The organism is Streptomyces aureoversilis (assembly GCF_042657885.1).
Classification (GTDB): domain Bacteria; phylum Actinomycetota; class Actinomycetes; order Streptomycetales; family Streptomycetaceae; genus Streptomyces; species Streptomyces aureoversilis.
This window is the reverse complement of sequence record NZ_JBHSKJ010000013.1, coordinates 171,616-184,896: the sequence shown is the minus strand read 5'-3', so window position 1 is coordinate 184,896 and position 13,281 is coordinate 171,616. Positions and strand designations below refer to the sequence as shown.

11 protein-coding genes and 1 tRNA gene are annotated in these 13,281 nt (G+C 73.9%); 4 read left to right on the top strand and 8 right to left on the bottom strand.

The genetic code is table 11. The features are described from left to right. The first annotated feature begins 1 nt into the window (after position 1). From ACFPP6_RS23215 to ACFPP6_RS23205, 3 genes are all read left to right on the top strand, one after another. On the top strand, positions 2 to 1,333 hold the full coding sequence (locus ACFPP6_RS23215; protein WP_382045557.1) for a sensor histidine kinase: 1,332 nt from the start codon (positions 2 to 4) through the stop codon (positions 1,331 to 1,333). Further along, positions 1,330 to 1,953: a response regulator transcription factor gene (locus ACFPP6_RS23210; protein ID WP_382045554.1), complete on the top strand. Its 624-nt coding sequence runs from the start codon at positions 1,330 to 1,332 to the stop codon at positions 1,951 to 1,953. Before ACFPP6_RS23215 ends, ACFPP6_RS23210 begins: the two co-directional genes overlap by 4 nt. 34 nt (positions 1,954 to 1,987) lie before the next feature. Further along, positions 1,988 to 2,063: transfer RNA gene (locus ACFPP6_RS23205), tRNA-Gly, on the top strand. A 41-nt stretch (positions 2,064 to 2,104) separates the two neighbouring features. Here ACFPP6_RS23205 and ACFPP6_RS23200 read toward each other — a convergent pair. From ACFPP6_RS23200 to purD, 6 genes are all read right to left on the bottom strand, one after another. Continuing rightward, positions 2,105 to 3,529: a HAMP domain-containing sensor histidine kinase gene (locus tag ACFPP6_RS23200; RefSeq protein ID WP_382045676.1), complete on the bottom strand. Its 1,425-nt coding sequence runs from the start codon at positions 3,527 to 3,529 to the stop codon at positions 2,105 to 2,107. A 5-nt stretch (positions 3,530 to 3,534) separates the two neighbouring features. After that, positions 3,535 to 4,233, bottom strand: a complete 699-nt coding sequence (locus tag ACFPP6_RS23195; RefSeq protein ID WP_382045551.1) for a response regulator transcription factor — start codon at positions 4,231 to 4,233, stop codon at positions 3,535 to 3,537. Positions 4,234 to 4,612: 379 nt separating this feature from the next. Beyond that, positions 4,613 to 5,512, bottom strand: coding sequence for a phosphoribosylaminoimidazolesuccinocarboxamide synthase (locus tag ACFPP6_RS23190; protein WP_382045549.1), 900 nt, complete (start codon positions 5,510 to 5,512; stop codon positions 4,613 to 4,615). Between the two features lie 69 nt (positions 5,513 to 5,581). After that, positions 5,582 to 7,096: a N,N-dimethylformamidase beta subunit family domain-containing protein gene (locus tag ACFPP6_RS23185; protein WP_382045546.1), complete on the bottom strand. Its 1,515-nt coding sequence runs from the start codon at positions 7,094 to 7,096 to the stop codon at positions 5,582 to 5,584. Positions 7,097 to 7,277: 181 nt separating this feature from the next. After that, positions 7,278 to 8,960 carry a hypothetical protein gene (locus ACFPP6_RS23180; RefSeq protein WP_382045543.1) on the bottom strand — a complete coding sequence of 561 codons (1,683 nt, stop codon included), beginning with the start codon at positions 8,958 to 8,960 and terminating at the stop codon, positions 7,278 to 7,280. Between the two features lie 344 nt (positions 8,961 to 9,304). Continuing rightward, positions 9,305 to 10,555, bottom strand: a complete 1,251-nt coding sequence (gene purD, locus ACFPP6_RS23175) for a phosphoribosylamine--glycine ligase (protein ID WP_382045673.1) — start codon at positions 10,553 to 10,555, stop codon at positions 9,305 to 9,307. A 274-nt stretch (positions 10,556 to 10,829) separates the two neighbouring features. Here purD and ACFPP6_RS23170 point away from each other — a divergent pair, with 274 nt between their 5' ends. Continuing rightward, entirely contained in the window at positions 10,830 to 11,561 is a 732-nt protein-coding gene (locus ACFPP6_RS23170) for an SLATT domain-containing protein (protein ID WP_030367034.1), read from the top strand. Between the two features lie 152 nt (positions 11,562 to 11,713). Here the strand turns inward: ACFPP6_RS23170 and ACFPP6_RS23165 are convergent, their stop codons facing one another. Then, positions 11,714 to 12,364, bottom strand: a complete 651-nt coding sequence (locus tag ACFPP6_RS23165) for a hypothetical protein (RefSeq protein WP_382045540.1) — start codon at positions 12,362 to 12,364, stop codon at positions 11,714 to 11,716. A 135-nt stretch (positions 12,365 to 12,499) separates the two neighbouring features. Continuing rightward, positions 12,500 to 13,174 carry a GntR family transcriptional regulator gene (locus tag ACFPP6_RS23160; protein ID WP_382045537.1) on the bottom strand — a complete coding sequence of 225 codons (675 nt, stop codon included), beginning with the start codon at positions 13,172 to 13,174 and terminating at the stop codon, positions 12,500 to 12,502. Positions 13,175 to 13,281 lie beyond the last annotated feature (107 nt).

Below are 13,281 nucleotides of genomic sequence, written 5' to 3'. Positions count from 1 at the left end.
CATGGGCCTGTGGACGCGGGTGAAGGAGTGGCGGGGCCGTAGCAGGGTCGCCAAGGTCGACAGCTATATGCGGTGGACGCTCTACGCAATACCCGTCTTCCTCCCTGCGAGCGGCACGGCCGGTGTGTTCTCGGATTCCGGTCTCACCCGGCCGTGGATCCTGGCCCTGGGCGGGATCTTCACCCTCCAGGGCCTCCTGGGCATCTCCATATTCCGCCGCTCCTTCGACCACTATCTGTGGAAGAAGCCCGCCCCCTGGTGGCTGCTGGCCGCGCAAGGGCTGCTGTTCGTCGTGGCGATCGCCTGCATGGTGATCTCGTTCGGCGTCTACGGCAACGAGTACTCCTCCACGATCGGCCTGTTCCTGTGGAACGGCAGTCTGTCGCTCTTCGGCCCGTTCACCCTGCTGGTCCGCAAGGTCCGCAGGTTCGTGATCGCGTGCGTCTCCATAGCGCTGGTGCTGGGCCTCGGCGTCCTGGCGCTCGGCGCCGGCTGGCAGGCCGCGGCCTCACTGAGCGGGACGGTGCTCGGCGTCACCCTGTGCTGCCTGTACGTCGTGCGGCTGTCGGGCTGGATGCTGCACGTCATGTGGGAGCTGGAGAACGCGCGGGAAGCGCAGGCACGCCTGGCGGTGGCGGAGGAGCGGCTGCGCTTCGGCCGGGATCTCCACGACGTCCTGGGCAGGAACCTCGCGGTGATCGCGCTCAAGAGCGAGCTCGCCTGCCAGTTGGCTCGCCGGGGCTCGGACGCCGCCCTGACCCAGATGACCGAGGTCCAGCGCATCGCCCAGGAATCCCAGCGCGAGGTCCGCGAGGTCGTGCGGGGCTACCGCGAGGCCGATCTGCACACCGAGCTGGTGGGTGCGCGTGGCGTGCTCTCCGCGGCCGACATCGACTGCCGCATCGACGACACGGCGGGCAAGACCCTGCCTCCGCCGGTGCAGTCGGTCCTGGCCTGGGTGGTCCGGGAGGGCACCACCAATGTGCTGCGTCACTCGGACGCCCGGCGGTGTGCCGTGCGGCTGCGGGTCGTCGCGGACACGGAAGCCGTCCTGATCATGGAGAACAACGGGGTGCGGGAGCCGGACGGCGATCCCGGGTCCGGGAACGGCTCCGGGCTGGCGGGCCTGCGGGAGCGGCTCATGGTGCTGGGCGGCACGCTCACGTACGAGCACGCGGCCAATGCGACGTTCCGGCTGACGGCGCGGGTGCCGCTGTCCGGGGTGGGGGATGCGGAGGACGCAGCGGTCCCGGACCGGGCCCGGGCCGGGAATCCGGCCGGGGCTCCGGGAAGGGTTCAGGATGAGGTTCCGGTGAACGGGGGGACGGCATGAGCGTCAACATCACGCCGATCAGGGTCATGCTCGCGGATGACGAGCATTTGATCCGTGGTGCGGTGGCCGCGCTCCTGGGCCTGGAAGAGGATCTCCGGGTCGTCGCGGAGGCCGCATCGGGTCCGGAGGCGCTCGCGATGGCCCGGGCGCACCGGCCGGACGTCGCGGTGCTCGACCTGCAGATGCCGGGGGCCGACGGTGTGGCGGTCGCCACATCCCTGCGGGCCGAACTGCCCGCCTGCCGGACCATGATCGTGACCGGTCACGGCCGCCCCGGACATCTGAAGCGGGCGCTGGAAGTGGGTGTGCGGGGGTTCGTGCCGAAGACCGTCTCGGCGCAGAAGCTCGCCGAGATCATCCGGACGGTGCACGGCGGAAGCCGTTATGTGGACCCCGAGTTGGCTGCCGACGCGATCAGCGCGGGCGACTCCCCGCTGACCGGCAGGGAGGCCGAGCTGCTCGAACTGGCGGAGGGCGGGGCGCCCATCGCGGAGATCGCCCAGCGGGCTTCGCTGACGCCCGGGACGGTCCGCAATTACCTCTCGGCGGCGGTCGCGAAGCTGGGCGCGGAGAACCGTCACGCGGCCGCGCGCATCGCACGCGCTCAGGGTTGGCTATAGTGGTTCTCGCACCGCACGGGAACGCGCGGGGCAGGCGGACGTAGCTCAGTTGGTAGAGCACCACCTTGCCAAGGTGGATGTCGCGAGTTCGAGTCTCGTCGTCCGCTCCAGTACGAAGGCCCTGGTCATCATGACCGGGGCCTTCGGCGTTTCACCGGGCGGGCGTCCGGGCCGGCGGCTCTCCGGGCGGAGGCCCGGGCAGCGGGAAGCGCAGCCGGAAGAGGGCGCCGCCCGACGGGGCCTGCTCGGCGGTCAGCTCGGCGCCGTGGGCGCGGGCGATCTGGCGGGCCATGGCCAGGCCCAGTCCGGAGCCGGGCAGGGCGCGGGCCTGGCGCGAGCGGTAGAAGCGGTCGAAGACGTAGGGCAGGTCCTCGGCGGCGATCCCCGGGCCGTGGTCGCGCACCGTGAGGTCGAGTCCGGCGCCCGTACGGGCCAGGCGCACCTCGACCCGGCCGCCGGGCGGGCTGAACTTGGCGGCGTTGTCGAGCAGGTTGGACAGCAGCCGGGCGAGGCGGGCGGGGACGCCGGGGGCGGTCACGCCCTCCGGGCCCGCCAGGTCCGCGGTGAAGACCGTGCCCGGCCAGTGTCCGCGGGCGTCGGCCGTGCAGCGCTCCGCCAGCCGGTCCAGGCGGACTTCCTCGACGAACTGCTGCGGCTCCTCGTCGCGGGCCAGCTCGATGAGGTCGTTGACCAGGCCGGTGACCTCGCGGAGCTGGCGGCCCAGTGCGCCGGCGGCCCGCTCGCGCTGGGCCGGGGTGAGCCGTTCGGCGCGGGCGAGGAGCTCGGCGTTGGTGCGCAGCGCGGTCAGCGGGGTGCGCAGTTCGTGGGAGGCGTCGGCGACGAGGCGGCGCTGGGCGGCGACGGCCTCCTCCAGTTCGCCGAGCATGGTGTTGAAGCTCGTGGCGAGGCTGGTGATCTCGTCGTCGCGGCGGGCCTCGTAGGGGGCGAGCTCGATGCGGTGGGCCGGGTCGCGGGTGGCGGCGATGTGCTCGGCGGTCGCCGTGAGCCGGGTCACGGGGCGCAGGGACGTGCGGGAGGCGAAGTAGCCGAGGCCCGCGGCGAGGAGGACACCGCCGCCGCCGACGGCCGCCAGGAGCAGGCCCGCCTGCCGCACGCCCTTGTCGACGGTGTCGGAGCGGACGGCGACCTGCAGGGCGCGGTCGTCCTTGACGGGGGTGGTGAGCATCCGCATGGCGTGGCCGTCGAGCGTGATGTTGCTGTAGTGCTCGCCGAGGGTGCCTGCCGCGACGCGGCGGGTGGCCCCCGTCACGGGCAGCACGAGGCCGTCCTGGCGCGGGGCGGCCGGATCCGCGCGGACGGTCTGCGCGCAGGCAGGTGCGGCGAGCCAGGTGCACTCGCCGTACAGGACGCCGGCGGGCTCGGTGCGGCTCTGCTGGGCGATGAGGGTGGCCTGCTGCTTGAGCTGCAGATCGAGCTGGCGGACCAGTTCGTAGCGGATCACGACGTAGGCGGCGGCCAGGACGCCGAGAGCGACGAGGGCCACGGCCACGGACGTCACGAGGGCCAGCCGGGCACGCAGGGGCCTGCGGCCCAGGAGGCGCCTGCGCAGGCTCAGGGCCCTCACTGCTCCGCCAGCCGGTAGCCGATGCCGTGCACGGTGTGGACGAGCCGGGGGGCGCCGCCCGCCTCCAGCTTGCGCCGCAGGTAACCGATGTAGACGGCGAGGGAGTTCGAGTCCGGGCCGAAGTCCGTGCCCCAGACGCGCTCCTGGATCACCTCGCGGGGCAGCACCTGGCCCGGGTGCCGCAGCAGCACGTCGAGCAGGGCGAATTCGGTGCGGGTGAATTCGAGGGGGACGCCGTTGCGGTCGCCGGTGCGGGTGGCCGGGTCGACGGTGAGGTCGGCGAAGGACAGCACGTCGCCGTCGCTCTGCTCGGCCTGCTCCGTGGGGGCCGCGCGCCGCAGGAGGGCCCGGAGGCGGGCCAGGAGCTCGTCCAGGGCGAAGGGTTTGACGAGGTAGTCGTCCGCCCCCGCGTCCAGGCCCGCGACACGGTCGGAGACGGCGTCGCGGGCGGTGAGCACGAGGACGGGGGTGCGGTCGCCCAGGGCGCGCAGGCGGCGGCAGACCGCGAGGCCGTCGAGGACCGGCATGGCCAGGTCGAGGACGATGGCGCCGGGCGGCGCGGCGGCGACGGAGGAGAGCGCTTCCAGGCCGTCGGCCGCGGAGCGCACTTCGTAGCCCTCCATGCTCAGGGCGTCGACTACGGCTGCCCGTACGTCGGGGTCGTCGTCGACGACGAGAACGGCCGTCTCGGCCATGGCGCCTCCGGCGGGGTCGGCACGGGTGGGGTGCCCCCGCGGCCGGGGGTGCCCGTGGGGGTGCCCCCAGCTTGGCAGGGCTCTCTTAGAGGGCTCTTAGATCGGCACCGCCGGCTGCGCCGTCTGTGGCCGGTCGCCGTTGCGGCGGAGGAATGTGCCGGGCGCTGCCCGGCTGCCCCGGCGAGGGCTCCCGGCGGTTCGGCACCGCGGTCCGCCCCTCCGACCGAGGCCGGGTCCGCCGGGCACATGCACTCCGCCGCAATGGCGATCAGGCCCCGCCGGGGCGTCCGGCGGTGCCGGGGCCGTCTCCCCCGAGGTGCCGTCCCGGCGGCCCGGGGCCGTCAGTCCCCCCGGGCCGTCAGTCCCCCCCCCGGGGCCGTCACACCCACTTCGTGCCGGTGAGGCGTTCGTAGGCCTCCACGTACTTCGCGCTGGTGCGCTCCGCGACGTCCTGCGGGAGCTCCGGCGGGGGCAGCTCGCCGTCGCGGTCCCAGCCGGAGGCCGGGGACGTGAGCCAGTCGCGGACGTACTGCTTGTCGAAGGACGGCTGCGGCCGCCCCGGCTGCCACGCCTCGGCCGGCCAGAAGCGGGAGGAGTCCGGGGTGAGCACCTCGTCCGCGAGGACGAGCTCGTCGCCCGCGTAACCGAACTCGAACTTGGTGTCGGCGAGGATGATGCCCCGGTCGCGGGCGATGTCACGGGCCCGGCCGTAGACGGCGAGGGTCGTCTGCCGGAGCAGGGCGGCGGTCTCCGCGCCCACCTGCCGGGCCACTTCCTCGTACGAGACGTTCTCGTCGTGCTCGCCGACCGCGGCCTTCGTGGCGGGGGTGAAGATCGGGGAGGGCAGCTCGGAGCCGTCGGTGAGGCCCTCGGGGAGGGCGAGCCCGCACACGGTACGCGTCTGCCGGTACTCGGCGAGGCCGGAGCCGGTCAGGTAGCCGCGGGCCACGCACTCCACCGGCACCATGTCGAGCGCGCGGCAGATCATCGTGCGGCCCTCCCAGTCGGCGGGGGCGCCGACGGGCACGTCCGTGGAGATGACGTGGTTCGGGACCAGGTCGGTGAGCCGGTCGAACCACCACAGGGACAGCTGGGTGAGGATCCGCCCCTTGTCGGGGATCGGGGTGGGCAGCACCCAGTCGTAGGCCGACATGCGGTCGGTGGCGACCATGACCAGGTTGCCGTCCGGGTCACGGTAGAGGTCGCGAACCTTGCCGGTGTGCAGATGCACCAGCCCGGGCACCTCGATCGGCTCGGGCTTCTCTACGAATCCGGACACGCGTCCTCCTGGTGGTTTGTCCAAGCACCATGATTCTGCCGTACGTCCGTGCGCGCGCCCCGGTGAGGGTCAGCAGCGCTTGCAGATCCGGTCGAGGAGGTTGGCCGTGGCCCGCTGGATGCGGGCGTCGGTGTGGCCCGGCCGGTCCAGGGCGGGCGACCAGGCGAAGGTGCCCGCCGCGAAGACCAGGGCGCCGCTCGGAGCGCGGTAGAGGGACGTCTCCTGGTGGCGCTTGTTGCCCTCGCCGTCCAGGTACGGGGAGTGGGCCAGCAGGATGCGGCGGGTGTGCTCGGGCAGGGCCGTTCGGGGGTAGTAGCGGTCGGCCTCGCCGGCGACGAGGCCGGGCAGCTCGTCGCCCTCGCCGGCGCCGGTGGCGTCCCACAGCCAGTGGTCGGCGTTGCGGACGACCATGGGGGCGGGCTCGGGGACCCGGCCCGCGTACTGGATGCCCAGCAGCTGCTGCTCGGCGGGCGTGACGTCGCGCCAGAGCGCGGAACGGCCGGGGCCGCGGTGTTTTCGGCAGGTCATGAGGTGGTCGGGGCCGGCCGGCGAGGGGGCGAGCTCCACCTGCCAGTACATGGTGTTGGCGGAGAGGAAGACCAGGGACGTGCCGGAGTCGCGGGCCAGCTCGGCGGAGCGGCGCATGGCCGGGGACCAGTACTCGTCGTGGCCGGGGAAGACCAGGCCGCGGTAGCGGGAGGGGTCGACGCGGCCCGCGTGGAGATCGCGGGTGTCGGCGTAGGCGAGGTCGTAGCCGTAGCGCTCGGCCCAGCGGATGAAGTCGTAGGCGTGGCCGACGTGCAGCGGGAGGCCCGCGCCCGCGAAGGGGCGGTCGAAGGAGACGGTGGTCGCCGCGCCCTCCTCGCCCAGCAGCCGGCCGTGCTCGTCCCAGGCGTGGTAGAGGCTCGCGCCCGTGCGGCCGTCCTCGGGGTAGAGGTTGTAGGCCTGCCAGGTGATGTCGGGCAGGACGAGGAGGAGGTCCGCCGGGTGGGTGTCGCGGACGAGGAAGGGGATGTGGCTGCGGTAGCCGTCGGCGGTGGTCAGGACGGCCACGTAGGCGCCCAGGCTCCAGTAGCTGGGAATCTGCAGGCGCCAGGAGAGCCACCAGTGGTGGCAGGAGACCGTGCGGTCGACGGTGAGCGGCGCGGGCTGGACGATGCCGGACAGCCGCGGGCTGGTGGTGATCTTCGCGGCGCCGTCGCCCGCGTAGTGGCCGATGCGGTAGACGTCCACGCCGAACTGCTGCGGCGGGTCCACGGTGATGCGGAAATCTATGGCCTCGCCGGGGGCGACCGCGCTGTTGGAGGCGAAGCCCTTGATCTGGAGGTGGACGTCGTCGGCGGTGCGCGGGCCGCCGCTGCGGGGGGCGGGGATACGGGCCCCGCCGGATCTCTTCCCGCCCGAGCCGCCCCCGCCGCCGCCCCGCTCCGGGACGGGGTGCACGTACCAGGGGATGATCTGGCCCGTGTCGTCGAAATAGTGCTCGCTGCCGCGCAGCCAGGGCAGCGGGCCCTGGCCGAAGGGGTCGGACACGGCGTGTGCGAGTGCCCCCGACTCCCAGCGGCGGATCTGATCCATCCCCATGCGTGCTCCCTCCCCTACGTCCCCCGACGCCTGCCGATTTCCGTCTGTCCGGGCGTGGCTCACTGCGGTCACTGGCGCACAGCAGCCCCCAGCACATCACATAAAGCGCCCGTCTCGTCACTGCTCGTCGCGAAATTCCCCGGTAAGTGACAGGGCGCAGGATCACCGAACGTCACGGGGCTCACACCAGGCGGACGGGCTTCTCGGGGCGGACCCCGACCTCGCCGAGCCAGGCGCGCAGCGGCGCGTCGTCCCCGTCCTCGATCAGGCTGAGGACCGTGGGGGCCAGGCCGGGGCGGCGGGCGCCGCCGACCAGCAGGGCCGGGCCGTCCAGCCAGTCCAGGCCCGGGGCGGCGCCGGCGGTGTCCACGGCGGCGCAGCAGACCATGGCCGTGACGTGGTCGGCGAGCAGCTCGCGGCCGCTGCGGGGCGGCTGCAGCGGGAAGAGGGGCGCGAGGCCGTCCACCCAGGGGTCGGCCGCCGTGCCGTAGGCGCTCTGCTTCGCCGCGAGCTCCTCCTGGGCGGCCTCCCGGGCCACCTCGGCGCCGAGCCGGGCCCCCAGCTCCTCCGCGACGCCGTCGGCCGCGGGGCCGGCCAGCCGCTCCAGCACCCGGGCCACGGTGGGTGCGGCGGCCATGCCGGCCGGGGGAGCGGGGACGGGGGTGAGGGCCGGCACGGCGTCCAGGACGTCGAGGACGCGGTGGAGGCGGGCGGCCTCCAGCCGCCACTTGCGGTCCACGACCTCCTCCGGATACCGGCTCCAGGCCACCGGCGACCAGTCGGGGCCGGACTCGGCCGGGCCGCCGTGGAAGAGCCGTGCCGCCAGCAGGGAGGCGGCCTCGTCGATCGCGCCCGGCTCCTCCAGCAGATCGCAGGCCGGGCGCTCGCCCAGGCGGGAGGCGAAGCCTTCCGCGAGGCGGTCGCGGCGGGAGAGCTCGGTGAGCGCGGAGACGACGCCGGCGTCGAGCCGGGAGGGCCAGCGGCCCATCCGCCAGGCCGGCAGCGCGACCCTGTTCAGCAGCCGGTCCCAGCCGGCGTAGGCCAGGCCCACCTGCTCCTGGGCGACGATCCTCAGGCCGTAGTCCACGCTCTGGGCGCGCTCCGAGGCGGCCGCCGCGACCCCCCGCTCCATCTCGGCCGCGTGCGCCCGGCAGGAGCGCAGCAGCAGCCGGGCCGTACCGCCGATGAACGCCAGGGCGGGCCGGCCCGCCGCGACCGCCACGGCGGCGTCCAGCCCGCGGACGAAGCGGCGGGCGGCGGCTATGTCGGGGTGGGCCGCGGGGCCCGTGCCCGCGACGACCGGAGCCAGCAGGGCCCGCAGCTCGGCGACGCGCATCCACCACAGGAACGGCGAGCCGATCACCAGCACCGGCGCGGCCGTGGAGCGCCGCCCCGGACGGAACAGGGCGCGGCGGGCGCGCGGCGGGCCGTTCGCCGCGCAGTGCGCGGGGTGGGTGCGGTCCTCCAGCCAGCTGTCGCAGTCGGGGGTGAGGGCCATGGCCGACGGGACCGGGACCTCCAGGCGCTCGGCGAGATCACGGACCAGCCGGTAGAGGTCGGGCGCCTTCTCCTCGGGGATGGGGACCGTGGGGCTCAGGGCGGGCCTGGCCCGGGCGACCACGGCGGCGACGGCCGCCGTCAGGGCCAGGGCGAGGACCGCGGCGCCGAGGACCGCCCAGCGGGCGGTGGACCAGGCCCCGCCGCCCGGGATGCGGCCCATGGCGATGCCTGCAGCCAGCACGGTGGCGGCTGCCGCCGGCAGCAGGGCGACGGCCAGCGCGGCGCTGCGGATGCGCAGCACCGCGAGGGCTTGGGCGCGTGCGACCTGCACGCCTGCTTCCGGACCTGCCACGAGACCGATCACCCCCTGTTGCCAGTTTGTGCTCCGTCGGAACCTCGGACCGAGGAGTGCGACAGCGGACGCAACGCCGGGGGGCGTTGCTCTCCCCCCACTGTGGCACCGGCCTCTGACATCGCAATGCCGGTGGGCCAGTCGCCTGATGCTCGCCTGATGCCCGGCACCTCCGCCCGGCACTTCGCTTGCGCCGCACCCTAGTTGGGGGTGGGGCGCGCGTCAGCTAGTTGGCCAACCGGTCACCCGATGGAATGGCTTTGGTCAAAGCCGGGGACCTTGCCGGGCGGGCTCGACGTATAGGGGTGGCCTACCAGCCGGTACGGGGTAGTACCCCGCACCGGCGCGAGGAACACCTACGAACCCTCCGCCGCCCGCGCAGCGATGTCCGTGCGGTGGTGGGAGCCCGGGAGGTCGATGCGGGAGACCGCCTCGTACGCGCGCGTGCGGGCCGTTCCCAGGTCCGGGCCCGTGGCCGTCACCGACAGGACGCGGCCGCCCGCGCTGACCACGCGGCCCTCCGCGTCGTGGGCCGTGCCCGCGTGCAGGACGTAGGCGTCCTCGAGCTCCGCGGCCTCCGCCAGGCCCTCGATGACGTCACCCGTGCGCGGGGTGCCCGGGTAGTTGTGCGAGGCGACGACGACCGTGACGGCCGCGCCGTCGCTCCAGCGCAGCGGGGGCAGCGACGCCAGCGTGCCCGTGGCGGCGGCGTGCAGCAGCCCCGCCAGGGGCGTCTTCAGGCGGGCGAGGACGACCTGCGTCTCGGGGTCGCCGAAGCGGGCGTTGAACTCGATCACGCGGACGCCGCGCGAGGTGATCGCGAGACCGGCGTAGAGCAGGCCGGAGAAGGGCGTGCCGCGGCGGCGCAGCTCGTCGACGGTGGGCTGCAGGACCGTCTGCAGGACCTCGTCCACCAGCTTGGGGTCGGCCCAGGGCAGCGGCGAGTACGCGCCCATGCCGCCCGTGTTCGGCCCCTCGTCGCCGTCGAGGGCGCGCTTGAAGTCCTGGGCGGGCTGGAGGGGGACGACCGTCTCGCCGTCGGTGACGGCGAAGAGGGAGACCTCGGGGCCGTCCAGGAACTCCTCGATCACGACGCGGCCGCAGGCCAGCGCGTGTTCGCGGGCGGTGGCCAGGTCGCCGGTGACGACGACGCCCTTGCCGGCGGCCAGGCCGTCGTCCTTGACGACGTACGGCGCGCCGAAGGCGTCGAGCGCGGCGTCGATCTCCGCGGGCGTGGTGCAGACGTAGGCGCGGGCCGTGGGGACGCCGGCCGCGGCCATGACGTCCTTGGCGAACGCCTTGGAGCCCTCCAGCTCCGCGGCCTGCGCCGAGGGCCCGAAAACAGGAAAGCCCCGCTCGCGCAGGGCGTCCGCGACGCCCGCGACCAGCGGGGCTTCGGGGCCGACGACCACCAGGTCCGCGCCCAGGGACGCGGCGAGGCCGGCGACGGCCGTGCCGTCGAGGGCGTCCACCTGGTGCACCTCGGCGACCTCGGCGATCCCGGCATTGCCGGGGGCGCAGTGCAGCGCGGTGACGTCGGGATCGAGGGAGAGTGAGCGGCACAGGGCGTGTTCGCGGGCGCCGCCGCCGATGACGAGGACCTTCACACCGGTCACCCTATTGCCTCGTCGACTGATCGCTTTCCAGGGTCGGTATGACGACTCGCGGAAACGTCACTGCAGCGGCCCCGTACGGCCGCGGGACGGGCGGCGGACAGCGGGCCCACCCCGGCCACCCACTCTTTCGGGTGATGCCGAACCGCGGCTTATACCGGATTCGTCTGCGCTTACGGGCGGAAAAGCAGCGATCTTGTCTCCAAGACCGACCGTTCGGCGGTAGGAAGGGGGCTCGCGATCCGCATGCGGCAGAGGGAGTGCACGGGTGAGCCAGCCGGAGATGCAGCCCGAAGGGCTCCCCCGCGAGCAGAGTGGGAGGCACCGCGGCGACCTGCGCGGCCGCACCTTCCCGCTCGGCGACTGGGGGGAACCGGCGGAGCGTCTCGATGAGCTGTACCGCTGGGTGGAGAACGGTGCCCTGTACCTGGTCGACTGGTATCTGGCGGACCGGGCGTGGAAACGCCGGTGGGCGCGGGCGCTGCGCATCGGCGCCGCGGCCTGCGCGGTGGTGGGCTCGGCTCTGCCGCTGCTCCAGCTGACGAACGTCGTCCGCACCGGCTGCGCCTGGGGCTTCCTGGTGCTGCTCGGTTCGGTGGCCTGCGTGGCCTGTGACCGCTACTTCGGCCTGACGTCGGGCTGGATGCGGGCCGTGGCCACGGCGCAGGCCGTGCAGCGGCGGCTGGAGGCGCTGCAGTTCGACTGGGCGTCGGAGTGCGTCCGCGAGGTGCTCGGCCCGACCGAGGGCACGGCCAGCGAGGCGGCCGAGCGCTGTCTGAGCGTGCTGCGACGCTTCTCCGAGGACGTGTCCGAGCTCGTACGGGCGGAGACGGCCGACTGGATGGTGGAGTTCCGGGCGGGGCCGACGCCGCTGCTCACGCAGTCGCTGGTGTCGTGGGGCCCGCGGGGCGAGGGCGGCGGGCCGTTGCCGCGCTTCCCGCTGCCACCGGGGACCCGGCCGAACATGCCGCGGCAGCGGCCCCCGGAGTCCCCGCGCTGAAGTCCGGCCCCGCGCCGTACCCCCGGATCCACGCTGTACCCGGATCCACGCCGTACTCCGATCCGCGCGGCGCCCGGCCCCGCGCCGTACCCGGCTCCACGCCGCGCTTTGTCCCGTGGAGGCGTCCCGCACGACGCGGAGCCGGGTCCGTCTCAGCTGAAGACGATCATCGATCCCTGGCCCAGGCTGCGCGTCGCCGCGGCATGCAGCCCCAGCCAGACGTGCCGCTCCCGGGCGAAGGGGCTGTCGTCCTGCGGCCCGGGCGCAGCCCGCTCCTCCAGGCCCGTGGGCCGTTCCGGCGCGGCCGGTGGGGCGGGCGGGTTGGCGGGGTCGATGCCCAGCGCCGGCGCCACGGCGTGCAGTTCGCGCAGCAGACCCTGGCTGGAGCCCAAGGGGCCGCCGCCCTCCAGCAGTTCGTCGTTGCTCAGCGGGTGCGCGAAGTCCACCGGGACGTACGCGCCGGCGTGGTCGTAGTGCCACACCAGGTGGGACTGCTGCGCCGTCGTCTCGAACATCTCCAGCAACTGCTCGTAGTCCCCGCCCAGTTCGTCCACGGGAGTGACGGCGAGGCCGCACAGGTTCAGCAGGTGGGCGCGGCGCAGGAAGTGCAGCGCGTCGTAGTCGAAGCCCGCTACGGGCGCGACGTCCCCCGAGAGCCCCGGCATGTAGCCGAAGACGGGGACGGGCGGCAGTCCGGCCTCGCCGAGCGCCTTGTCGTACGCGGCGATCTCCTCGGCGAAGGGGTTGTCGGGGCTGTGGCACAGCACGTCGACGAGGGGGACCAGCCAGAGGTCACAGGCCACGTGAACTCACTCTCGTTCGCGACGATGCAACGGCTTCCGTGCGCACGGGCGCTCTGGCCGTCCGGGACCTGCCCGCTCACGCACACCCGCCGTCGATGCGATGGTCGAGCCAGCGTAGTGCCGCCGAGCCGGTTGTCATACCGGGCGGGAGGCCTCGATCAGCGCCAGGGAGTGCTGGTTGTACGCGGTGATGATGCGCTCGGCCTCGGCGGCGTTCTGCTGGGCCACGGCCTCGACCAGTTCGCCGTGGCCGTGCCACAGGCGCCCGCGGAGCGAGGGCATCCGGCGCAGCAGCGGGACGGTGAAGACCCAGCCCTGCACCCGGACCGTATTGAGGAAGTCGGATATGTACGGGTTCCCCACCATTGCGGAGAGTTCGCGCCAGAACCGGAGGTCGTAGCCGATGAGGATGTCCAGATCGCCCGCGGCGGCGGCCCGTGAAGCCTCCTCGGCCCGGCGCCGCACGGAGGCCAGCGCGGCGGGGGTGACGCTGCGCAGCGCGCGGTCGGGCGAGCGGCGGAAGATGCCCTCGACGATCAGGGAGCGGGCCTCGACCATGTCCCGGAAGTCGGCGTAGGTGAATTCGCGCACGCGGTAGCCCTTGTGCATCTCCACGCCGAGCAGGCCCTGCGCGCACAGGTCGAGCAGCGCCTCGCGCACGGGGGTGGCCGAGACGCCGTACTGCTCGGCGATCTCCTTGACCGTGAACTGACGACCGGCTGGAAGCCGCCCCGCTATGACCTCGTCGCGCAAGGCATCGGCGATCTGCTCGCGCAGCGTCGTGCGTCTGACAGCCTCGCTGCCCGGCATCGTTCTCCGTCTCCCCTTCCCTGGCCGCGCGCCATGTGCAGACGGCCCCGCAGAGGATATGCGAGGGCCGTCCCGGGCAATATGGCCGTGCGCACAGGAACGGGGCA